21 protein-coding genes, 1 tRNA gene and 1 pseudogene are annotated in these 20,267 nt (G+C 70.8%); 9 read left to right on the top strand and 14 right to left on the bottom strand.

The features are described 5' to 3' along the window. Positions 1-37: 37 nt before the first annotated feature. The 3 genes from AB0M88_RS15370 to AB0M88_RS15360 are packed head-to-tail and all read right to left on the bottom strand — an operon-like array spanning position 38 to position 1,558. Positions 38-670 carry a LysE family translocator gene (locus tag AB0M88_RS15370; protein WP_364101298.1) on the bottom strand — a complete coding sequence of 211 codons (633 nt, stop codon included), beginning with the start codon at positions 668-670 and terminating at the stop codon, positions 38-40. Between the two features lie 60 nt (positions 671-730). Then, positions 731-1,033, bottom strand: coding sequence for a hypothetical protein (locus tag AB0M88_RS15365; protein ID WP_364101296.1), 303 nt, complete (start codon positions 1,031-1,033; stop codon positions 731-733). 30 nt (positions 1,034-1,063) lie between these two features. Next, positions 1,064-1,558 (bottom strand): YajQ family cyclic di-GMP-binding protein, encoded by a 495-nt coding sequence (locus AB0M88_RS15360; protein WP_364101294.1) that lies wholly within the window; start codon positions 1,556-1,558, stop codon positions 1,064-1,066. A gap of 148 nt (positions 1,559-1,706) precedes the next feature. Here AB0M88_RS15360 and AB0M88_RS15355 point away from each other — a divergent pair. Further along, a tRNA-Tyr gene (locus AB0M88_RS15355) sits at positions 1,707-1,787 on the top strand. Between the two features lie 170 nt (positions 1,788-1,957). On the opposite strand, the gene AB0M88_RS15350 is transcribed toward AB0M88_RS15355, so the two are convergent. Continuing rightward, positions 1,958-2,458: a GNAT family N-acetyltransferase gene (locus tag AB0M88_RS15350; protein WP_364101291.1), complete on the bottom strand. Its 501-nt coding sequence runs from the start codon at positions 2,456-2,458 to the stop codon at positions 1,958-1,960. Positions 2,459-2,609: 151 nt separating this feature from the next. Here AB0M88_RS15350 and htpX point away from each other — a divergent pair, with 151 nt between their 5' ends. Together htpX and AB0M88_RS15340 are read left to right on the top strand one after the other, a co-directional pair. Further along, complete coding sequence (htpX, locus tag AB0M88_RS15345) at positions 2,610-3,482, top strand: zinc metalloprotease HtpX (protein ID WP_364101288.1); 873 nt, start codon at positions 2,610-2,612, stop codon at positions 3,480-3,482. A 101-nt stretch (positions 3,483-3,583) separates the two neighbouring features. After that, positions 3,584-4,045, top strand: coding sequence for a DUF4396 domain-containing protein (locus AB0M88_RS15340; RefSeq protein WP_364101285.1), 462 nt, complete (start codon positions 3,584-3,586; stop codon positions 4,043-4,045). Here AB0M88_RS15340 and AB0M88_RS15335 read toward each other — a convergent pair. After that, positions 4,042-4,665 carry a class I SAM-dependent methyltransferase gene (locus AB0M88_RS15335; RefSeq protein ID WP_364101282.1) on the bottom strand — a complete coding sequence of 208 codons (624 nt, stop codon included), beginning with the start codon at positions 4,663-4,665 and terminating at the stop codon, positions 4,042-4,044. The two genes, AB0M88_RS15340 and AB0M88_RS15335, sit on opposite strands and share 4 nt — an antisense overlap. 76 nt (positions 4,666-4,741) lie before the next feature. Between AB0M88_RS15335 and AB0M88_RS15330 the strand changes: the two genes are divergently transcribed. Genes AB0M88_RS15330 through AB0M88_RS15310 form a run of 5 tightly spaced genes read left to right on the top strand, consistent with a single transcriptional unit; the run spans position 4,742 to position 8,579 of the window. Then, on the top strand, positions 4,742-5,221 hold the full coding sequence (locus AB0M88_RS15330; protein ID WP_364101279.1) for a DUF1707 domain-containing protein: 480 nt from the start codon (positions 4,742-4,744) through the stop codon (positions 5,219-5,221). A gap of 9 nt (positions 5,222-5,230) precedes the next feature. Beyond that, positions 5,231-6,244: an LLM class flavin-dependent oxidoreductase gene (locus AB0M88_RS15325; protein ID WP_364101276.1), complete on the top strand. Its 1,014-nt coding sequence runs from the start codon at positions 5,231-5,233 to the stop codon at positions 6,242-6,244. Positions 6,245-6,283: 39 nt separating this feature from the next. After that, positions 6,284-7,111, top strand: a complete 828-nt coding sequence (locus AB0M88_RS15320) for a GNAT family N-acetyltransferase (protein WP_364101273.1) — start codon at positions 6,284-6,286, stop codon at positions 7,109-7,111. 56 nt (positions 7,112-7,167) lie between these two features. Then, entirely contained in the window at positions 7,168-7,764 is a 597-nt protein-coding gene (locus AB0M88_RS15315; RefSeq protein WP_364101354.1) for an MOSC domain-containing protein, read from the top strand. Positions 7,765-7,787: 23 nt separating this feature from the next. Continuing rightward, positions 7,788-8,579 carry an aminoglycoside phosphotransferase family protein gene (locus AB0M88_RS15310; protein WP_364101271.1) on the top strand — a complete coding sequence of 264 codons (792 nt, stop codon included), beginning with the start codon at positions 7,788-7,790 and terminating at the stop codon, positions 8,577-8,579. Here the strand turns inward: AB0M88_RS15310 and AB0M88_RS15305 are convergent. From AB0M88_RS15305 to AB0M88_RS15275, 7 genes and pseudogenes are all read right to left on the bottom strand, one after another. Then, entirely contained in the window at positions 8,482-10,404 is a 1,923-nt protein-coding gene (locus AB0M88_RS15305) for an acyltransferase family protein (protein WP_364101268.1), read from the bottom strand. The two genes, AB0M88_RS15310 and AB0M88_RS15305, sit on opposite strands and share 98 nt — an antisense overlap. 4 nt (positions 10,405-10,408) lie before the next feature. Then, positions 10,409-11,818: an NADH-quinone oxidoreductase subunit N gene (locus tag AB0M88_RS15300; protein WP_364101265.1), complete on the bottom strand. Its 1,410-nt coding sequence runs from the start codon at positions 11,816-11,818 to the stop codon at positions 10,409-10,411. After that, on the bottom strand, positions 11,815-13,329 hold the full coding sequence (locus tag AB0M88_RS15295; RefSeq protein ID WP_364101262.1) for an NADH-quinone oxidoreductase subunit M: 1,515 nt from the start codon (positions 13,327-13,329) through the stop codon (positions 11,815-11,817). The genes AB0M88_RS15300 and AB0M88_RS15295 overlap by 4 nt, the downstream gene beginning before the upstream one ends. After that, entirely contained in the window at positions 13,326-15,233 is a 1,908-nt protein-coding gene (locus AB0M88_RS15290; protein WP_364101259.1) for an NADH-quinone oxidoreductase subunit L, read from the bottom strand. The genes AB0M88_RS15295 and AB0M88_RS15290 overlap by 4 nt, the downstream gene beginning before the upstream one ends. Further along, the gene (gene nuoK, locus AB0M88_RS15285; protein ID WP_364101256.1) at positions 15,230-15,670 is read right to left on the bottom strand and encodes an NADH-quinone oxidoreductase subunit NuoK; all 441 of its coding nucleotides are present in this window, start codon (positions 15,668-15,670) and stop codon (positions 15,230-15,232) included. Before nuoK ends, AB0M88_RS15290 begins: the two co-directional genes overlap by 4 nt. A gap of 902 nt (positions 15,671-16,572) precedes the next feature. Beyond that, positions 16,573-17,064 (bottom strand): annotated as a pseudogene (locus AB0M88_RS15280) (NADH-quinone oxidoreductase subunit J); the annotation flags it as partial. Further along, complete coding sequence (locus tag AB0M88_RS15275; RefSeq protein WP_364101253.1) at positions 17,061-17,837, bottom strand: 4Fe-4S binding protein; 777 nt, start codon at positions 17,835-17,837, stop codon at positions 17,061-17,063. The gene AB0M88_RS15275 and the pseudogene AB0M88_RS15280, both read right to left, overlap by 4 nt. A gap of 93 nt (positions 17,838-17,930) precedes the next feature. Here AB0M88_RS15275 and AB0M88_RS15270 point away from each other — a divergent pair, with 93 nt between their 5' ends. After that, entirely contained in the window at positions 17,931-18,710 is a 780-nt protein-coding gene (locus tag AB0M88_RS15270; RefSeq protein ID WP_364101250.1) for a transglutaminase-like domain-containing protein, read from the top strand. Here the strand turns inward: AB0M88_RS15270 and AB0M88_RS15265 are convergent. Together AB0M88_RS15265 and AB0M88_RS15260 are read right to left on the bottom strand one after the other, a co-directional pair. After that, positions 18,703-19,659, bottom strand: coding sequence for a complex I subunit 1 family protein (locus tag AB0M88_RS15265; RefSeq protein ID WP_364101248.1), 957 nt, complete (start codon positions 19,657-19,659; stop codon positions 18,703-18,705). The two genes, AB0M88_RS15270 and AB0M88_RS15265, sit on opposite strands and share 8 nt — an antisense overlap. Further along, positions 19,659-20,261, bottom strand: coding sequence for an NADH-quinone oxidoreductase subunit C (locus AB0M88_RS15260; protein ID WP_364101246.1), 603 nt, complete (start codon positions 20,259-20,261; stop codon positions 19,659-19,661). Before AB0M88_RS15260 ends, AB0M88_RS15265 begins: the two co-directional genes overlap by 1 nt. Positions 20,262-20,267: the final 6 nt, after the last annotated feature.

Below are 20,267 nucleotides of genomic sequence, written 5' to 3'. Positions count from 1 at the left end.
CCCCGGCCTTGCGCCCCCGCCTTGCGCCCCGGCGGGATCAGCGGCTGGACAGGCCCAGCTTGACGCCGAAGCCGACCAGGGCCACCCCGGTTGTGCCGTCGACTGTGCGCCGGACCCGGCGCCGGCCGAGGAAGCCGCGCAGCGCCTGTGCGCAGGTGATGATCGCCGTGAACCAGATCAGGCCCTCGACGTCGTGGACCAAGGCAAGCAGCAGGCCCACGCCGAGCGGTGACGTGCCGGCCGGGATGAACTGCGGCAGAACGGCCACGTAGAAGGCGCCGATCTTGGGATTGAGCAGGTTGGTGAGCAGACCCCGGCCGAAGGTGTTCCAAATGCTCGGGGTGCGCTGCTCTCGGGGAGCGGCCTCATCTCGGCCCGGCCGGACGGCCCCAATGATCATGCGGACGCCCAGGTAGAGCATGTAGGCCGCACCGGCGATCCGAAGCACGAGATAGCCGGTCTCGGAGGCGGTGAGCAGAGCCGAGACGCCGACCGCGGCCGCCCCGCCCCAGATCAGGGCGCCCACGTTGATGCCGAGCGCGGTGGCGAAGGCGGGGCGGCGGCCCATGGTGACCGCGCTGCGCAGCACCAGGGCAGTGTCGAGACCGGGGGTGATCGTCAGCAGCGCGCCCAGCAAGGCGAACGACAGAACCGCGTGGGTCAGGGCCATGCGGGCTTTCTAGCCGATGACTGCCCGGACGGCCACCCGATTCGCGGTCGAGGGGGCCGGCTATTTCTGGCCGGCCGAGCGGCGGCCGCGGGGACGGAAGCGGATCACGGCGAGGCCCACCATGGCGACCGCGAGCAGGGTCATGACCAGGGCGGCGGGGCTGCCGGTGAAGTTGGTGCCGACCACCACCAGCACCAGCGCCACCCCGAACAACGTGTGGTAGCAGCCGGCCTCACGGACATTGCGGAAGGCGCGGGTGGTCGCGTTGGGAGCCCGGCCGGTGATCAGCATGCGGGCGCCGAAGACGGCCAGCGCCAAACCGATCGCCCCGCCGATGGCCGTGGTCCACTGACCGGTGCTCATAGCTCCAGTCTGCGACCTCACGGCCTCTGATCAGCGATAATTCGTGAATTGCAGGGCGACGCCGAAGTCCTCCTGCTTGAGCAGGGCGATCACGGCCTGCAGATCGTCGCGCTTCTTGCCGGTCACCCGCAGCTGGTCGCCCTGGATCTGGGCCTGCACGCCCTTCGGACCCTCGTCGCGGATCTTCTTGCTGATCGCCTTGGCCTTGTCGGTCTCGATGCCCTCGATCACCTTGCAGTCGATCTTGTAGGTCTTGCCGGACTGCCGCGGCTCCCCCGCCTCGAGAGACTTCAGCGAGATGTTGCGCTTGATCAGCTTTTCCTTGAAGACGTCGAGGGCGGCCGACACCCGCTCCTCGGTCTCGGACGTGATCGTCACACCCTCCTCCCCCGACTTGGCGACGGTGGTGCCGGTGCCGCGGAAGTCGAAGCGCGTGCCCAACTCCTTCTCCGTCTGATGGAAGGCGTTGTCGACCTCCTGGCGGTCGACCTTGCTCACGATGTCGAAAGACGGGCTGGCTGCCATGATCAGACTCTCCTGCGTGCCGACGTATCGATCCCTAAGGGAGGCCGGCGAGCGGCCTCCGACATGCCGACCGTACCCGGTTGCGGAGGCGACCGCGGATGCGGTTATTCTGTTGTCCGCGCCGCGGGAGACTGCGGTGTCGTTGCCAGGCGGGTTGCCCGAGCGGCCAATGGGAGCGGACTGTAAATCCGTCGCGAAAGCTTCGAAGGTTCGAATCCTTCACCCGCCACCGGCACACTGAACGGCCCTGAGAACTGCGGAAGCGCGCTCTCGGGGCCGTTCCTGTCGGGTCCGGTTCCGTCCGGCAAGATCCGGCCGTCTACGACGCTCCACGGGAACATAGCGGGAACGCCTGATCTTGGTATCACGCCGCCCGCAGCGCTCCCCTCGCCCGATCTATCACCCGCGCGCCGTCGGAATTTCCTCATTCGAGGCGGAGGACGGTCTCCTCGATCTCGGTTTGCCGGCGTCGGCGAAACCGACGGCGCGGCCGAGCTCGCGGAAGCCGGCCTTTCTCAGTACGGCCAGGGAGCCCGCGTTGTCGCTCGCCGCGCGGGCCAACAGTGGGCGTTTGACCGCGACCTCGGACAGGAACAGGGACACCGCGCGGCTGGCCACGCCCTGGCCCCACCACCGGCGGTCGATCCAGTAGGTGATCTCGGTGTCGCCCTCCATCAGGAAGCTGGCGATGGTGCCGACGAACCGGCCGTCGACGGTCACGGCCCGGTTTTCGGCCTCGGGCCACGCGCGTACGCGGGCCTGACGGCGGTCGAAGGCCGCCCGGTCGTCGGGGTCCGGTGGCGTGAATGCCGCCATTTTGACCGCGACCGGATCGCGCATCATCTCGAACAGCGGGTCGAGATCTTCGTCTTGGAGCATGCGCAACTGGACGTCAGCCATGGCCCCGAAGCTAACAGTCAGGTCTGACAACTTGTCGTCGATCGAATCAGCGGGGCCTCAGGCAACTCACAGTCAGCACCGGATGAATTCCCCGGTCGCGGGTGTTTCATGGAGCACGGGCCCAACCGCCCGCATCACGAAGGAGTTCCAGTTGTCCAGCCATCACAACGGCCTGAAGACGGCCGCCCTGCTCGGTCTGCTGAGCGCCATCATCCTGGGCGTCGGCTACTGGGTGGGTGGCAGCGGCGGCCTGGTGTTTGCCGTGATCATTTCGCTGGCGTTGAATGCCGGCACCTACTTCTTCTCCGACAAGCTCGCGCTGCGGGCGATGCGGGCCCAGCCGGTCAGCGAGGCCGAGTTTCCCGCGCTCTACCAGATCGTCCGCGAGCTCTCGCAGGCCGCGGGCCAGCCGATGCCGAAGCTCTACGTTTCGCCGTCGCCGCAGCCCAACGCGTTCGCGACCGGCCGTAACCCGCAGCACGCCGCGGTGGCGGTGACCGTGGGCATCACGCAGTTGCTCGACCGTCGCGAGCTGCGCGGGGTCATCGGGCACGAGCTGTCGCACGTCTACAACCGCGACATCCTGATCTCCAGCGTGGCGGCCGCGCTGGCCGGCATCATCACGATGTTCGCCCAGCTGGCGCTCTTCCTGCCGCTCGGCGGGTCGGATGACGACGACGGCCCCAACCCGGCCGCGCTGCTGCTCATGCTGATTCTCGGCCCGCTGGCCGCGACGGTCATTCAGCTGGCGATCAGCCGGAGCCGCGAATATCAGGCCGATGCCTCGGGTGCGGTGCTGACCAACGACCCGCTCGCGCTCGCGAGCGCGCTCGAGAAGATCCAGTACGGCGCCTCGCGCCTGCCGTTGCCGGCCGAGGGGCAGCTGACCAGCGCCGCTCACCTGATGATCGCCAACCCGTTCCGGGCCGGTGGCATCGGCGCGCTGTTCTCGACCCACCCGCCGATGGAGGAGCGCATCGCCCGCCTCCGTCAGCAGGCCGGCTCGCTTCAGCGCATGCGCTGATCTTTCTTTCACCGGGGAAAGGCAGGACCGCCGGCGGTCCTGCCTTTTTTCGTACGCGCAGACGGGCGCGAGGTACCCCTGGGGGGTATATAGTCGTCGCCATGACATCCCGGGAACTGACCCGCGCCGCGATCTCGGCCACGCTGCACTGCCTCACCGGCTGCGCCCTCGGCGAGATCCTCGGCATGGTCCTCACAACAGCACTGGGCTGGGGTAACGCGGCCAACATCGTGGTCTCGATCGCGCTCGCCTTCGTGTTCGGATACACGCTGGCGATGCGGCCGGTGCTCGGGGCCGGCGTCCCGTTCCGGCGGGCCCTCGGCATCGCGCTGGCCAGCGACACCGTCTCGATCACGAGCATGGAGCTGATGGACAACCTGGGCCTGGTCACCATCCCGGGCGCGATGGACGCCGGGCTCGGCGACTGGCTGTTCTGGGCCAGCCTCGTCGGCACGCTGGCCATCGCCTTCGTGATCACGGTGCCGGTCAACCGGTGGCTGATCGCGCGGGGCAAGGGACACGCGCTGGTGCATCAGTACCACCACGCGCACTCGGCGAACTAGGAGCGGACGAGCGTGAGCGACTGGAAGCGGGTGTCGCGGGCGTGGACGACGTGGAAGTCGAGGATGTCGAAGTGGTCCTTCGCGTACGTCAGGAGGTCGTGATCCGTGCGGAAGGAGAAGAACCGCTCGTCGTCCGAGAAGCCCTCCTCGGGCTCGTTGCCGCCGTAGACGCCGAGGTAGAAGAGCCCGCCCGGCCGCAGCACCCGGCGAATGTTCTCCAGGGCGGCCGGCAACGACGCGTTCGGCACGTGCAGGAGCGCGTTGAAGGTGTAGACCGCGTCGAACTCGCCCTCGGCGAAGGCCAGCGAGGTCACGTCGCCGACCAGGCCGCGTACGCCCTTCGCCCGGATGCGTTCGATCATCGCCGGGGACAGGTCGACCGCCGTCACCTCCAGACCCTCGTCCTGGAAGAACCGGCTGTCCTGGCCCGTGCCCGCCCCGGCCTCGAGCAGCGTGCGCGCCTCGGCCGCCCGCAGCCGGTCGAGGAAGGCGGCCCGCTCGTCCAGCTTCCAGTCCTGTTTGATCAGGCCGTCCCGGCGGTCGACCTCGGCGTCGTAGAACGACCGCAGGGCGGCAGTGATCTGCTCGGCTCCGGCGTCGCTGGTCGGCCTCAAGCTCATGGTTTTCCCCCTGACGATCGCGGGTTGAACTCCGATAGCCTGACCGGGTCGACGGGGGTGCGTAAAGGAGTGTCCGATGGCTAAAGAGGTCAGCGGTCCCGGCCGCCGGGTGTCCGAGCCGCGGCTGGAGACACTCCGAGCGGCCGACAGCGACCGGCAGAAGATAGCCGATCAGTTGAAGGCGGCGCTCGACGAAGGCCGGCTCTCCCTGCACGAATACGACGACCGGGTCGGCGAGGCGTACGCGGCTCGCACCTATGCCGATCTGATCGCCCTGGTCGACGACCTGCCCCGCCCCGGCATGAGCGCGGCCGACGTGACCGCCCGCCGGGAGGCCGAGGCCCGCCGCAGCGCCCGCCGCATGCCGACCGCTCTGGTCGTCCTCTGGACGATCTGGGGCGCCCTGACCGCGGTCAACCTCGTGGTCTACGTGCTGGTCGCGGTCACCACCTCGGGCCATCTCTACCCGTGGCCGATCTGGATGCTGGTGCCCGGTGCCGCCCTCGGCGTGGTCACCGCCGGAGTCCAGACGGCCCGCGGCCGGCGCCAGAGATAAGGTCGGCGGGTGACCTCCCGCGTTCCACTTTCCGTGCTCGACCTGGCCACCGTCCGTGAGGGGCATGACAGCGCCGACGCGCTGCGGGGCACGCTCGAAATCGCGCAGACCGCCGACGAGCTGGGCTATGCCCGATTCTGGGTGGCCGAGCACCACAACATGCCGGCCGTCGCCTCGACCTCGCCGCCGGTACTGATCGCCTCCGTCGCCGCGCACACCAGCCGCATCCGGGTCGGCTCGGGCGGCGTGATGCTGCCCAACCACATGCCGTTCGTGGTGGCCGAGCAGTTCGCGACCCTGGAGGCGCTGCACCCCCACCGCATCGACCTCGGCATCGGCCGCGCTCCCGGCACCGACCAGGCGACTGCGGCGGCCCTGCGCGGCGTCTCGCCCTACCTGACCGTCGAACAGTTCCCCGAGCACCTGCAGACGCTGCTCGGGCTGCTCGGCGACGAGCGCATCGACCCGGAACTGGTCGCCCGCCTGCACGCGACGCCGGCGGCCTCGACCTATCCCGAGGTGTGGATGCTCGGGTCGTCGACCTATGGCGCCCAGGTCGCGGCGGCGCTCGGGCTCCCGTTCTGCTATGCGTACCACTTCGCGATGAGCTCCGATGTGGACAACGCCCTGCACCTCTACCGCACCGGCTTCAAGCCCTCGCCCCGACACCCGATGCCGCACGTCATGGTCAGCGCCTCGGTGATCGCCGCCGAGACGACCGAGGAGGCGCTCTACCTGGCCGGCCCGAGCCGGATCATGGCGTTGAGCCTGCGCACGGGCAAGCTCGGGCCGATCATCTCGCCCGACGCGGCGGCTTCCGTCGAGCTGACCGACCTCGACCGGAGCCTGCTCGACTCACTGCCCGGCACCCAGTTCGCGGGCACGGCCGACGAGGTGGTGGCGGGGCTCGACGCGCTGGTCACGCGTACCGGGGCCGACGAGGTGATCCTCGCCGGCACGGTTTACGACCCGGCCACGCGACAGGAAACGCTGGTCCGGGTGGCCAAGGTGTGGGGGCTTTAATCGGGTGCGCGGCCCTCGGCGGGCGCGAAAGATGAGCCTATGGCCTGGGAGTTGACCGACGATCTCGAGAGCTTCATGACGGTCGCCGAGGCGCACCTTCGTTCGCGGCCGGTCGAGCACACCGTTTTACTCACGCTTGTCGAGACGCTGCGGCGACGCGGGCTTACGGCGTACGGGAAGGAAGCGCCCGTTTTTGGCGCCTGGCGTGACCACAACGGGGTTGTCTCCGGTGTGCTTCTGCAGACACCGCCGCATCCGGTGCTGTTCGGCGAGGTGCCGCCTTCGGCGGTGACCGACGCGGTGAACGCGTTCGGCGGCCGGTCGCTCCCGGGGGTAAATCTGCCGGTTCCGCTGGTCGACCTTTTCGTCGGGCCGTGGGTGGCGCGCACCGGGGCGACCCCCGGTGTGCGCATGCGGACCCGGCTCTATCGCCTTTCCGCGCTGGAATCGCCGAGCGGTTCGACCCGCCCCGGGGAATCGGGCGACCGTGCGCTTCTTCTCGGCTGGGTTCGGGATTTCCTGGCCGACATCGGCGAATCGGTGGAGGACGTCGAGGCCGTGGTCGACGACGCGCTGGCCGACGGTGTCGTGACCCTTGGTCTCGCCGCCGGCGCGCCCACTTCGATGGTGATGCGGACACTTCCTTCCGCCGGCGTCGTGCGCATCCGATACGTGTTTACTCCGGTCGCTCTGCGCGGCCGGGGCTATGCCGGCGCCGCGACCGCCGCGGCCTGCGCCGCCGCCCTCGCCGACGGCGCCTCCGAGGTGGTGCTCTTCACCGACCTCGACAATCCGACCAGCAATGGGCTCTATCAGCGACTCGGCTTCCGGCCGGTCCAGGACCGGACGGTGGTGACTTTCGGGTGAAGGTGTTATCGGTCAATGTGGCGGTGCCCCGGCCCAACCCGGCCAAGGGTCTGGGAATGACCGGCATCGACAAACAGCCGGTTTCCCATCCCATTTCGGTGCGGCCGCCGGGACCCAAGACGGTCGGCCTGCACAGCGGCGTGGTCGGCGACCAGATCGGCGACATCCAGAATCACGGCGGCGACGATCAGGCCGTTTACGCCTACGCCCGGGAAGACCTGGACTGGTGGGAATCGTCGCTCGGGCGGTCGCTGCCGTCCGGCTTCTTCGGCGAAAACCTGACCACGGCCGGAGTCGACGTGAACGGCGCCGCGATCGGCGAGATCTGGAAAGTCGGGGAGGTCGTCGAATTGCAGGCGACATTCGGCCGGATTCCGTGCGCGACGTTCCAGGCACGGATGGAGGAGCCGCGGTGGACGCGGCGATTCTCGCAGGCCAACCGCACCGGGGCCTACCTGCGGATCATCACGCCGGGCTCGCTGCGGGTCGGCGACCCGATCGAAATCGTCCACCGGCCGGCCCGCGGGGTGACGATCGCCGAGGCGTTCCACATCTGGATGTTCGACCACGACTCGTTACCGCGACTGCTGGAGGCCGAGGATCTGCCGGCCGGCATGCGGGCCGAGGTCGAAGAACGGCTGACCCACCGATGACCCGGCCCGCGATCGCCGCGGCCATGACGACCGCGACCTCGCTCGGTCTGGCCGCCGACGAGGCGATCGTGCTCCACAGCTCGAACAAGGTCACCCTGCGGCTGCTGCCCGGTGACGTGCTGGCCCGGGTGGCGCCGGCGGCCGAGCAGGTCGCGGAGTTCGAGATCGGGCTCGCTCAACGGCTGGCCGAGGTCGGAGGCCCGGTAGCGGCCCTCGATCCACGGGTGGAGCCGCGGGCCTACGAGCGCGACGGTTACATGATCACACTCTGGACCTATTACGAAACGGTGGCCGGTTTCGAGGTCGCGCCGGTGGACTATGCGGAAGCGCTGGCGCAGTTGCATGACCGGATGCGCAAAGTGGATGTGGCCTCGCCGCATTTCACGGATCGGATCGAAGAGGCGCAGCGGCTCGTGGCCAGCCGCGAACAAACTCCGGAACTTGCTTCCGACGATCGGGAATTCCTCGGGGCGACGTTGCTTCGGCTGCGGCAGGCGATTGTCGCGCGTGGGCGGGACGAGCAGTTGTTGCACGGCGAACCGCACCCGGGGAATCTGCTGAGCACGAAGAACGGGCTGCTGTTCATCGACCTCGAGACGTGCTGCCGGGGGCCGGTGGAATTCGACGTCGCGCATGCGCCCGAGGAGGTGGGCTCGTTTTATCCGGGTGTCGATCAGGGCCTGCTGCGAGAGTGCCGGCTTCTTGTGCTGGCGATGATCACGGTGTGGCGCTGGGATCGGGACGACCGGTTCCCGGACGGGCGGCGGCTGGGCGTGGAGTGGCTCGGCCGGCTGCGGGCGGCGGTCGATGGATGATCGGGAGCCGCGGGCTGAGCGCGCGGACGAACCAGTGGGCGCCGGCCTCGGTGAAGTGCATGCCGTCGAAGCGGACGAGCATGCCGTGGACCACCGTGGGGCACCGGCCGGACGGGCAGACCACGTCCTGCATGGACACCGCGGCCACGCCGGGCACGTCGGCCGCCACCTGCCGGTAGATGTCGTTGGTCGCCGCGGTCAGGGCGTCCGGCGAGCCGGCGCAGGCGCGGTTGGTGGGGTCGCGGAGGCAGCGGGGGGTTGCGGGCGCGACCGGCAGGACGGTCAGCATCGCCAGTGCGGCGCCCGAGCGGACGACGGACTGGGCGAACGCCCGCAGCCCGGCGTGGACGTCGGCGACCCACTTCGGGGAGGGCGGCACGACCGTACGGCCGCCGGCGCCCTCGTGGGCGATGAGCTCCCAGCGTGATGACGAGATGACCAGGTCCGGATGGTATTCGTGGAGTACCTGGGCGATCCGCGGGCCGGTCTCCTCGGCGCACTTCTTGAGGAACCACCTCTGCTCCGGGCCCTCGACGCTGACCAGACTCGTCAGGCCGCAACCGTTGTGCGCGGCGAGCACGTAGCCCCAGCCGTTGGCGCGGGCGAGATCGTAGAAGCCGGGGTCGAGCGAGCGGGCGATGGAGTCGCCCAGCACGGCGACCGTCGGATGCCCCGGTTTCGCCACCAGCCGCCGGCAGATGGACGTGGTGTCGGGGCAGAGCGGCCACGCGTCGTCGCCTTCCGCGCCCACCGTGCCGTCGGCGGCCTCCCGCGCCCACCGGGCATCGGCGATCTGCTGGGCCTGCAGACCCGTCGCCGCGGTGGTCGCGCCGACCACGATCAGGGCGCAGAACACGGCCGCCGCCGCGCCCGCGGCCACGACCTTGCGCGTCGTGTCGAGCGCGAGGCGGGGGCGACCGTAGCGGATCGGCCGTTCGAGCAGGTAGTACGAGGCGGTGGCCAGGGCCAGGGTGACCGCCACGGTGGCCGGCGCGACGACCGGGGCGGGTAGGACCTCCGGAAGAAATCTGATCACCGGGAGGTGCCAGAGATAGATGCCGTACGAGACCGTGCCGACCCAGCGCACCGGCCGGACCGACAGGCACCGGGCGACCGCGGAGCCGGGTGCCCGCTCCACCGACCAGATCAGCGCGGCGAACAGCAGGGCGACCAGGGTGGCGCCCCCACGGTAGTAGAAGGGGCCCGAGGCGGACACGACGAGGAGCAACCCGGCCGAGACGCCGGCCGCTGCCGCGCCGACCGCCCGGAACGGTCGTCCGCCGCGGCGTACGACCGGCACGAGCAGCGCACCGATGAGCAACTGCTGGGCCCGCGCATCGGTGCCGACGTAGGCCCGGGTCGGGTCGTCCGCGGAGTACGCCAGCACCATGGTGACGGCCGACGCGGTCGCGAGGGCGGCGGCCGCCCACGGCCAGGCGCGGCGCCGGCGCAGCAGGAGGATCAGGGCGAGCGGCCACCAGACGTAGAACTGTTCCTCGATGGCGAGCGACCACAGGTGATCCAGCGCCCCCGCCCCGTCGAAGTAGGAGCGATGGGCGAAGATCATGTGCCAGTTCGCGTAGTAGAACAGCCCGGCGAGCATCTCCCCGCGCCGCGCCGCCCAGTCGGCGGCCGGCTCCCACTGGCGTACGGCCGGCGCGACCAGGGCGAGCATGAGGATCAAGGCCGGCAGCAGCCGGCGCAGCCGCTGCCGCCAGAACCGGCCGAGGTCGATGCGGCCGTGCCGGTCGTGGGCGTCGAGCAGCAGGCCCGTGATGAGGTAGCCCGACAGGACGAAGAACAGGTCCGGCCGGGAGGAAACCACCCGATCAGGTCAGGAAGCCGAACAGGAGTTGGGGGGCGAAGCCCAGGACGACGGCGATCGCGGCGCCGGCGATCAGGGCGATGGCTACCGGGCGGGGGGCGCGGGCCTGCGGGCGGGCCGTTGCCGGGGCGGTGGTGTAGGGGATGGCGGCCACTCGGACGTAGTAGGCGAGGGCGATCACGGCGTTCAGGGCTACCACGCCGGCCAGCCAGCCCCAGCCGCGGTCGATCAGGGCGTTGATGACGGTGACCTTGGCGAACAGGCCGGCCAGGCCGGGAGGTAGGCCGGCCAGCCCGGCCAGTGACAGGACCAGGGCGCCGGCCAGCCACGGGGAGCGACGGGCGGTGCCCCGGTAGGCCGACAACAGACCGCCGTCGGCGCCGGTGGGGCGCAAGGCCGCGATCACCGCGAAGGCGATGAACTCCAGGGCTACGAAGAAGACCGTGTACGCCATCGCCGCCCGGATGCCGTCGGCGCCCAGGGCCAGCGGAGCCAGGATGTAGCCGGCCTGGGCGACCGACGACCAGGCCAGCAGGCGGACCATGCGGGTCTGGGTCAGGGCGACCAGGTTGCCCACGGTCATGGTCAGGACGGCCAGCACGGCCATCGTCGAGCCGGTGTCCAGGTGGGACACGATCGCGGCCAGAGCCAGGACACCGCCCAGTTTGGAGGCGGTGGAGAGGTAGGCGGCTACCGGGATGGGGGCGCCGTCGTAGGTGGGTGCGGCCCAGGCGTGCAGGGGGACCGCCGCGACCTTGAAGGCGAAGCCGATGACCAGCAGGGCGGCGCCGACCGTGGCCACCGGGGCCAGGGGGCCGATACCGTCGGTCAGGCGGTTCAGGTGCAGGGCGCCGGTGGCGGCGTAGTTCAGCGCCGCACCGAGCAGGGCGATGGCCGTCGAGATGACGCTGACCAGGAAGAACGTGACCGAGGCGGAGGCTCCGCGGGTGGTCACGCGCTCGCGGGGGGCGAAGCGGCGCAGGGCGACCAGGACGTACAGCGGCAGGGTCAGGGTCTCCAGGCCGACGATCAGGGTGATCAGGTCGCCCGCGTAGCCGATCACCACGCCGCCGGCCATCGAGGAGGCCAGGAGGAAGCAGTACTCCCCCGGCGGGGCCAGGCTCAGCTTCAGGCCGGGAAGGGAGAGGGCCAGGACACCCACGGTCAGGGCGGCGAACACCACGGCCGACACGACGGCCACCGGGCCCGGGGTCCAGGAGCAGAGGGTGGTGGCCGTGCAGAAGGTGGGGGTGCGGGAGCCCAGCACGGCGCAGACGATCGTGGCCAGGCCGCCGAGCAGGACCGAGCCGGCGGCGGCCGCGCGTTTGCCGGTGGCCAGTTCGGCGATCAGGACCAGCAGCGGGGTGCCGGCGGCGGCGTACAGGGGCAGCAGGGACACGTGGTCGATCGTCATCGGAGGACCCCCGAGGTCGCGGCCAGGACCAGGGCCGGAGCCACACCCACGGCGAGGGTCAGCAGGACCAGCGGGGCCCAGGCCAGCCACTCCGCGCCGGCCACGGTCGCGGGCACACCGCGTACGGAAATTGAGGGAACGCCGTGCGTGAGCCGGCGCAGCAAGCGCAGGAAATAGGCGGCCGTGAGGGCGCCGCCGAGCGCGGCCACCGCGGCCAGCGTGAGCCAGAGCGGTCCGCCCCGGCCGACCGCGGCGACCACCGCGAAAGCCTCACCCCAGAAGCCGGCCAGGCCCGGCAGGCCGAGCGAGGCGATGGCGGCGAAACCGAGCAGGCCGGCCAGGCGCGGCGCCGACTCGCGGAGGCCGCCCAGGTCGGCCAGCTCGCCGGTGTGCGCGCGGTCCTTGACCGCGCCGGCCAGGAAGAACAGCAGGCCGGTGATCAGGCCGTGGGCGACGTTGCCGAGCAGCGCGGCCTGCAGGCCGGTGACCGTGAGCGTGGCGATACCGAGCAGCACGAAGCCCATGTGGCCGACGCTGGAGTAGGCGATCAGGCGCTTCAGCTCGGTCTGGCGGAGGCAGACCAGCGAACCGACGATGATCGCTACCGCGGCGAGGATGCCGAGAACCGGCGAGGCCCAGCGGGCGCCCTCGGGGGTGACGCCGACGCCGATGCGGATCAGGCCGTAGGTGCCCATCTTCAGGAGCACGCCGGCCAGGATCACCGAACCCACGGTCGGGGCCTGGGTGTGCGCGTCGGGCAGCCAGGTGTGCAGCGGCCAGAGCGGGGCCTTGACCGCGAACGCGACCGCGAACAGGGCGAACGCGACGCACTGGGTGGTGTGGCTGAGGCCGGCCTGGTGCAGGAGCAACATGTTGCCGGTGCCGGCGGCCACGACGACGGTCATCACACCGAGGAGGAGCAGGACCGAGCCGAACAGGGTGTAGAGGACGAACTTGCGGGCGGCGGCCCGGCGCTGGTCACCGCCCCAGCCGGCGATCACGGCGTACATCGGGAGCAGGACGACCTCGAAGAACAGGAAGAACAGGACGAGGTCGAGGGAGAGGAACGTGCCGAGGATGCCGACCTCGAGAACCAGGAGCAGGGCGGCCAGGGCGCGCCCGTCGCCCTTCCATGCCGTGTACGCGCAGCACAGCAACGTAAGCAGCGCGGTCAGAACGACCAGCGGGTAGGAGACACCGTCCACGCCGAGGTGGAAGTCGATGTGCAGAGCGGGCACCCACGCCTTGTCCACATCGACCCAGGGCAGGGTGGGCAGGGTGACCGGGCCGTAGCTGAACCAGCCGCGCGGATCGTGGTGGCCGAACGGCAGCAGCAGGGTCAACACGAACGTGACGGCGGCGAACCCGACCGCGGCGAATTTGGCCGGCCGGTCGAAACGCGGCGGCAGCAAGGCGACCACCACCGCGCCGACCGCCGGGACGGCGAGCACGGCGATCAGCACGATCTGGAGCCAGAGCGTCTGCGGGCCGGTCACGTCGACTCGGTTCATGAGGCGGCTCCGTACCAGGCGGCGATGACGCCGAGCAGCAGGGCGCCGGCGAGGACGAGGATCGCGGCGCCGGGCAGCGCGACCCGGTGGGCCGAGTGGAGCAGGCCGCCGAGCCGGGTCGTGGTGGTGCCGGTGCCCTCGACGGCCGCGTCGACCACGTGCTTGTCGGCCTTCTTCATGAGCTCGGCCAGGGACTTCACCGGGCGGACGACCAGACGGGTCTGTACATCGTCGAGGCGGAAGCCGGCGGCCAGGAACCCGCGGGCCCGGCCGAGCGCCATCGCCGGATCGACGCCCGGAACGGCCCACCACAGCCACCAGGCGGTTCCGGCGCCGGCCGCGAGCAGCAGCAGCGGCAGGAGGACGGCCACGGTCAGGTGGGGCTGGTCGAGTTCGAGCGCGGAGCGGAAACCGGGTGCATAGGCGGCCAGCCCGAGCAGGGCGGCCGGGATCGCCAGCAGCAGGATCGGCCACCGCATCGCGCCGGGCGGGTCGTGCGGGCTTCGCGGCTGCCGGTAGCGCGCGTCGTCGAAGCCGATCTCCCAGTCGGGGCCGTCCGGGCCGTGCTCACGGGACACCCCGAAGAAGGCGCAGAGCAACAGGCGGGTGGCGTACCAGGCCGTCACGAAAACCGCCAGAAGCGCGGCCAGCCAGACCACCCAGCCGACCCAGGCCGGCGCCGGGCCGCCGCCGTCGGTGGCGTGCGCGGCCGCGGTCAGCACGTTCTCCTTCGACCAGAAGCCGGCCAGCGGCGGGAAACCGGCCAGGGCACCGAGGCCGATCACGAACGACCAGAAGGTGAGCGGCATACGCTGACGCAGGCCGCCCATGCGGGACAGGTAGTTGGTGCCGACCACGTGGATCACCGCGCCGGCGGCCAGGAACAGCAGAGCCTTGAACGCGGCGTGGGTGAGCAGGTGGAACAGCGCGGCGGCGGGCGAGCCGACGGCCAGCGCACCGGTCATGTAGCCGATCTGGCTGACCGTCGACCAGGCGAGAACCCGCTTCATGTCGTCCTGCGCGGTGGCGCTGAGCGCGCCGAGCAGGATCGTGATCGCGGCCATCACGCCGAGGACACTCAGCGCGGCGGGCGACTGCTCGAACAGCGGGTAGGTGCGGAAGACGACGTAAACGCCGGCCGCGACCATCGTGGCCGCGTGGATCAGGGCCGAGATCGGGGTCGGGCCGGCCATCGCGTCCGGCAACCAGGTATGCAGGGGGAACTGGGCGCTCTTGCCGGCGACTCCGGCGAGTAGCAGCAGCAGGACCACGGTTCCGTAATGGTGGGTGAGCACCACGCTCAGACGGTCGGTGCCGGCACCGACCGTGAGCAAGGCGACCGCCAAGAGGAACCCGACGTCGCCGACCCGGGTGACCAGGAACGCCTTGACCGCGGCGGCCGGCGCCTCGGGCAGGCGGCGGTCGTGGCCGATCAGCAGGTAGGAGCAGGCGCCCATGATCTCCCAGCCGACCAGGAGGCTGATCAGGCCGCCGGACGTGACGACCAGGAGCATCGCGCCGGTGAACAGACTGACCTGTGCGGCGTAGGGGGCGTAGCGGGGGTCGTCGTGAAGGTAGGCGACCGAGTAGATCTGCACGAAAAGGGCCACGACGGTGACGGCCAGGGCGATGTAGAGGGCGGCGACGCCGGCGTCAAAACCGAGAGTGATCTCGATGCCGCCCAGGTTCACCCAGCGTCGATTGGCGTCCAGGGGCTTGTGCGCGAAGAGCAACAGGGCCACGGTCACGGCGAGTGCGGCCGCCGCGCCGGCGATGCCGAGCGCAGCCGCCGGGCCGCGATTGGTCTGCTTCTCATCGCGGTCACCGGGAGGCAGGGCCAAGCCAATCAGGCCCAAAAGCAGAGGTACGCCGGGAATCAGCGCCACGGCGGCAGCGGCCGTCACGACGTCACCTGCTCGGGGTCGCCCGCCTCGTGATCATCCGTCTCGTGGTCGCCGGCCTCGTCGTCCGCCTCGTCATCCGCCTCGTCGTCCGCCTCGTGCAGCGCGATCTCGTCGATCGCGATCGCGTTCCGCAGCCGGTAGAACTGGAGGATGATCGCGAGGCCGACGCCTACCTCGGCGGCGGCTAGGACGATCACGAAAAGGGCGAAGATCGCGCCGGACCGGGGTTCGGGGGCGGCGTGCGACCAGGCCTCGGGCTGGACGCCGGTCAGGGTCTGGCGGATCGTCGAGTCGGCCGCTACGAAGATCAGGTTGACGGCGTTGAGCATGAGCTCGACCGCCATGAGGACGAGGATCGCGTTGCGGCGGCGCAGGACACCGTAGACGCCGAGGCCGAAGAGCAGGGCGGCGATGACGTAGGGAATGACGACGTGCATCAGGCGTCGCCCTCCCGATCCTCGTCGCTGCCGGGCTTGTTGCTGGCGGGGTCGTTGTTGCCGCGCTTGTCGCTGCCGGCCTCACTGCCCGGCGTGTTGCTGGCGGGCTTGTCCGCGGCGGGCTTGTCCGCGGCGGGCTTGTCGGCGGCGGCGGGGAGGGCCGGGCGGGTGGCGCGGCCGGCTACGCCGCGCCGAGGGGGGCGGCCTTCGCCACGAGCGAGCCGGTCATCGGGGACATCTGGCGATCCGGCCGGACGATGGGCCGCTGGGCTCTGGGTGGCAGCGCTCTCGGAGGCCGAGCCCTCGATGGCCGAGCCCTCGATCGCGCGCGCGGAACGGCCGCCGACCGGAGGGCTCTCGGAGGCAGTGCCCGCGATGGGCGGCCGGCCGGGTGAAGGACGCGAGCCGCCTCGGCTCGGTGGGGAGCCGGTTTCGGTGGGGGTGCCCTCGATCGAGGGACGGCCGGGACGCGAGCCGGCTCGGCTCGGTGCGGAGCCGGTCTCGGAAGCGGTGCCCGCGATGGACGGGCGGGCGGGAGAAGGGCGGGAGCCGGTTTCGGTGGCGGTGCCCTCGATGATGTCGTCGGGGGTGGTGCCGGGCTCGGGTGGGGTGTCGGCGCCGAGGCGGGTGCGGCGGGCCTGGGCGCCGAAGATGACGTCGGCGGCCTTGCCCTTGAGGACGTCCTGGACGGTGGAGCCGGGCGGCGGCGTTTCGGGGGCGGGCGCCGGCTCGGTTGTCGTGGCGGAGCGCTGTTCGGCGGCGGTCTGGCGGAGGCGGGCCTGGGCGTTGGCCTGGCGGGCGGCGATCCGTTCGAGGCGGGAGACCACCGCGGCCGACTCGGCCAGCAGGTCGGGGGTGGGTGGCTGGGCGGGGACGGCTGCCGCCTCGGGGTCGGGGCGGGCGCCGAGATCGGGGCGGGACAGGACGATGGCCCCGACCAGGGCCGCTAGCAGCAGGATCGAGAGCACCTCGAACGGGAGGACCCAGCCGCCGAAGATCTGGGCGCCTACGCGTTCGGCGGTGCCGGTGGGGGGCGGGTCGTAGCGGGTCCAGTGGAAGGCGTCGGCCAGCAGCGCGGTGAGTCCGAAGCCGACTCCGGCGCCGATCAGGGCGGCCGGGCCGGCTGGGCGGTCGAGGTCGGTCGACGGGCCGATCGGGGCGCGGGTGAGCATCACCGCGAAGAGCAGCAGGACGACGACCGCGCCGACGTAGACCAGGATCTGGACCCAGGCGACCAGCTCGGCCCCCAGGACGAGGTAGAGGCCGGCGATCGCGCCGAGGCTGATCACCAGGTAGAGGCCGGCGCGGACCAGGTGGGTGCTGGTCACCACCAGGGCGCCGGAGCCGACCGCGATGACGCCGAGGGCCAGCATCAGCGCGTCCGCGACGGTCACTGCCCCGGCTCCGAGGGCGGCTCAGGCGCAGAGGGGGACTCGGGCGCGGAGCTGGGCTTGGGCGCCGAACTGGGCTTGGGCGCCGAGCTGGGCTTGGGCGCCGAGCTTGGCCCGGGGGTTGCGGGGGGCTCGCTGGACGCATCTTCGGGGGTCGGGGCGGCGCCGGGGCGGGAGGCCGGGGGGCGGGCGGGTGCGGTTGTGGGAGAGGGGCGGCGTACGGAAGCGGCCTTCGCGGCAGTTGCCGCGCCTGGGCCCGCCGCCTTTCGTGTCGCCGTGGCCTCCTCTTTCGAGGGTTCGCCGAGGACGTCGTGGGCCGGCGGCGGAGGCACCGTGCGCATCCAGTCGCTCAGCCGGTCTTTGTCGTGCAGCAGGTCGAGGACGCTGAACTCGGAATATTCGAACTCGGGGGTCCAGTGGAGGGCGTCGAACGGGCAGACCTCGATGCAGATTCCGCAGTACATGCAGAGGGAGAAGTCGATGTCGAATTTGTCGAGGACATTGCGTTGGCGAGCGCGGGCAGCGCCCGGAACGACGACTTCTTCCTTGTGCGAGTCGATGTAGATGCACCAGTCGGGGCACTCGCGGGCGCACAGCATGCAGACCGTGCAGTTCTCCTCGAGCAGGGCGATCACGCCTCGGCTGCGCGGGGGGAGCTCGGGTTCGACGTCGGGGTATTGCTGGGTGATCGACCGCTTGGTCATCGTCTTGAGCGTGACGGCGAGTCCGTTGATCAGGCCCTTGCCGGGCGTACCGCGCTCCCCGTCGTCACTCACAAACGCATATCCTGCCCCGTCGTCGATCGCGAAGCGAGCACACCCCCGCGACAAACTTGACTCTGACAGCGTGTCAGGGGGTTTGCTGGCGGAATGGAGCGCAAATATCTCACCCCGGGTGTCATGACCACGCCGGGAAGGTCGGTCGCGGGGCTGCCCGCCGACTTCGGCGGGGTCGCGTCGGTGCTGCACGGGCTGTGCATTCACGAGTTCCTGCTCGGCATGTACGGCGTCGACAAGGTGGACACGTCGACGGTTCACGTTCGTCGCGCTTCGGCGTTGCTCGACGCGGTCGTGGAACGGGATCCGCGGCCGCTCGACGTGGCCCGGGAGCCCGGGGAGCGGCTGGCGACGAACTGCCGGGGGTTCACGGTGCTCGCGGTCGCGATGTTGCGGGCCCAGGGGGTGCCGGCGCGGGCCCGGTGCGGGTTCGGCGCCTATTTCACTCCGGGGTTCTACGGGGATCATTGGGTGGTCGAGTACTACGAGGACGGGCGCTGGAAGCGCGGCGACGCGCAGATCGACGCGGTGCAGCGGGAGACCTTCGGGGTTGACTTCGACCTCGGCGACCTGCCCGAGGGGGCGTTCCTGACCGGCGGCGAGGCGTGGGAGCTGTTCCGGCGCGGCGAGGCGGACCCGAGCAAGTTCGGTCTGACCAGTCAGAACATTGGTGGCGACTGGTGGATTGCCGGGAACCTCGTGCGCGACGTCGCGGCGATGGACAACGTCGAGGCGCTGCCCTGGGACTGCTGGGATCCGATGCCCGAGCCGGACGCGTCGTTCGACTACGAGATCTTTGATCACCTGGACGCGACCGAGGTGCCGGACACGGTCTACAACGCGGTGCGCGACCGGGTCGAAGCCTTTACATGACCTTGATCGCGGCGGTGAGGACCAGCTGGGCCAGCGCCACCGGCACCAGGACCAGCCAGCACAGGCGCTGCAGCTGGTCTTCGCGGAGCCGCGGGAAGGTCACCCGGAACCAGATGATCACGAAGGACAGCGCGAACACCTTGATCAGCGTCCACAGCCAGCCGAGCTGGTCGGCGAACGGGCCGTGCCAGCCGCCGAGGAACAGCACGGTGGTCAGCGCGGCGATCACGACGATGCCCACGTATTCGGCGAGCAGGAAGAACGCGAAGCGCAGGCCGGTGTATTCGGTCATGTAGCCGAAGACCAGCTCGGAGTCGGCGATCGGCATGTCGAACGGCGGCCGGCGGATCTCGGCGACGCCGGAGATGAAGAAGACGACCGCGGCCGGCGCCTGCCAGAGCAGCCACCACGGCGACCAGGCCTCGAGGATGCCGGGCAGGCTGAGCGTGCCGGCGGCCATCGCGACGCTGGCCGCCGACAGCACCAGCGGAAGTTCGTAACCCAGGAGCTGGGCGGCGCCGCGCAGGCCGCCGAGCAGGCTGTATTTGTTGGCGCTCGCCCACGCGGACATCAGCACGGCGACCACGCCCACGCCCAGGAGGGCGAGGACGAAGAACAAACCGACGTCCAAGCCCTGAGCGACCAGGTTTCCTGGTCCGAGGGGTACGGCCAGGAGCACCACCAGGTAGGGGAAGAGCGCGACCAGCGGGGCCAGTTGGAAGACGCGCTTGTCGGCGTCGCGCGGGGTGATGTCCTCCTTCTGGACGAACTTCACGCCGTCGGCGATCAGCTGGGCCCAGCCGTGGTAAGCCCCGGCATACATCGGACCGACCCGGCCCTGCATGTGCGCCATGACCTTGTGTTCGGCCTGCCCGACGACCAGCGGCAGCACGAGGAAGCCGACGACGACCGCGACGACCCGGATGACCAGTTCGAGCCAGAGCGGCATCAGCGGGGACCCCACTCGCCGGGGGCGGGCACGCCCGGTGGCCGCATCGGGGCGCGCTTGGCCGCCCCCGACTCGGACTCGCCCGGCTCCTTGGCGCCCGGCCAGGCCTTGGCGACCCGGGCGGCCAGCACGAACTCCTTGCGCAGCGGGTGGCCCTCGAACTCGGGCGGCAGGAGCAGCGGCTTGAGGTCGGGGTGGCGGGCGAAGGTGATGCCGAACATCTCGTACGTCTCGCGCTCGTGCCAGTCGGCGCCCGGGAACAGCTCCACGACGGACTCGACGACCGGTTCTTCGCGCGGGACCCGGGTGCGCAGCAGCAGCGAGTGCCGCCGGCGGGTGGAATAGAGGTGGGCGACGACCGAGAAGCCCTCGTCGAGCTCGTCGACCGCGGACAGCCAGTCGAAGTAGTCACAGCCGACGGCGCCGTTGTGCTTGGCCGTGCCGACCGACTCCCACCAGCGGGCGACCGGCACGTCGACGACCGCCCGCTCGTGCCCGGGACCACCGCCGGAGATGCTCGCGACGGCCTCGCCCGCGGGCGCCTCCGGGGAGTCGTCGGTCAGCAGCGCGACCAGGCGTTCGCCGACCTCTTCGGGCGTCATGCCGAC

The sequence above is a fragment of the Actinoplanes sp. NPDC051411 genome, from assembly GCF_040682075.1.
Lineage (GTDB): Bacteria > Actinomycetota > Actinomycetes > Mycobacteriales > Micromonosporaceae > Actinoplanes.
Note: the sequence above shows the minus strand (reverse complement) of the source record. Positions and strands in the feature narration are given on the sequence as shown.

Excerpts from the sequence above, each read along its gene's own strand:
- AB0M88_RS15370 (WP_364101298.1), bottom strand. The coding sequence starts at position 670 with ATGGCCCTGACCCACGCGGTTCTGTCGTTCGCCTTGCTGGGCGCGCTG.
- AB0M88_RS15365 (WP_364101296.1), bottom strand. The coding sequence starts at position 1,033 with ATGAGCACCGGTCAGTGGACCACGGCCATCGGCGGGGCGATCGGTTTG.
- AB0M88_RS15360 (WP_364101294.1), bottom strand. The coding sequence starts at position 1,558 with ATGGCAGCCAGCCCGTCTTTCGACATCGTGAGCAAGGTCGACCGCCAG.
- AB0M88_RS15350 (WP_364101291.1), bottom strand. The coding sequence starts at position 2,458 with ATGGCTGACGTCCAGTTGCGCATGCTCCAAGACGAAGATCTCGACCCG.
- AB0M88_RS15340 (WP_364101285.1), top strand. The coding sequence starts at position 3,584 with ATGACATCCCGGGAACTGACCCGCGCCGCGATCTCGGCCACGCTGCAC.
- AB0M88_RS15335 (WP_364101282.1), bottom strand. The coding sequence starts at position 4,665 with ATGAGCTTGAGGCCGACCAGCGACGCCGGAGCCGAGCAGATCACTGCC.
- AB0M88_RS15330 (WP_364101279.1), top strand. The coding sequence starts at position 4,742 with ATGGCTAAAGAGGTCAGCGGTCCCGGCCGCCGGGTGTCCGAGCCGCGG.
- AB0M88_RS15320 (WP_364101273.1), top strand. The coding sequence starts at position 6,284 with ATGGCCTGGGAGTTGACCGACGATCTCGAGAGCTTCATGACGGTCGCC.
- AB0M88_RS15315 (WP_364101354.1), top strand. The coding sequence starts at position 7,168 with ATGACCGGCATCGACAAACAGCCGGTTTCCCATCCCATTTCGGTGCGG.
- AB0M88_RS15310 (WP_364101271.1), top strand. The coding sequence starts at position 7,788 with ATGACGACCGCGACCTCGCTCGGTCTGGCCGCCGACGAGGCGATCGTG.
- AB0M88_RS15300 (WP_364101265.1), bottom strand. The coding sequence starts at position 11,818 with ATGACGATCGACCACGTGTCCCTGCTGCCCCTGTACGCCGCCGCCGGC.
- AB0M88_RS15295 (WP_364101262.1), bottom strand. The coding sequence starts at position 13,329 with ATGAACCGAGTCGACGTGACCGGCCCGCAGACGCTCTGGCTCCAGATC.
- nuoK (WP_364101256.1), bottom strand. The coding sequence starts at position 15,670 with ATGCACGTCGTCATTCCCTACGTCATCGCCGCCCTGCTCTTCGGCCTC.
- AB0M88_RS15270 (WP_364101250.1), top strand. The coding sequence starts at position 17,931 with ATGGAGCGCAAATATCTCACCCCGGGTGTCATGACCACGCCGGGAAGG.
- AB0M88_RS15265 (WP_364101248.1), bottom strand. The coding sequence starts at position 19,659 with ATGCCGCTCTGGCTCGAACTGGTCATCCGGGTCGTCGCGGTCGTCGTC.
- AB0M88_RS15260 (WP_364101246.1), bottom strand. The coding sequence starts at position 20,261 with ATGACGCCCGAAGAGGTCGGCGAACGCCTGGTCGCGCTGCTGACCGAC.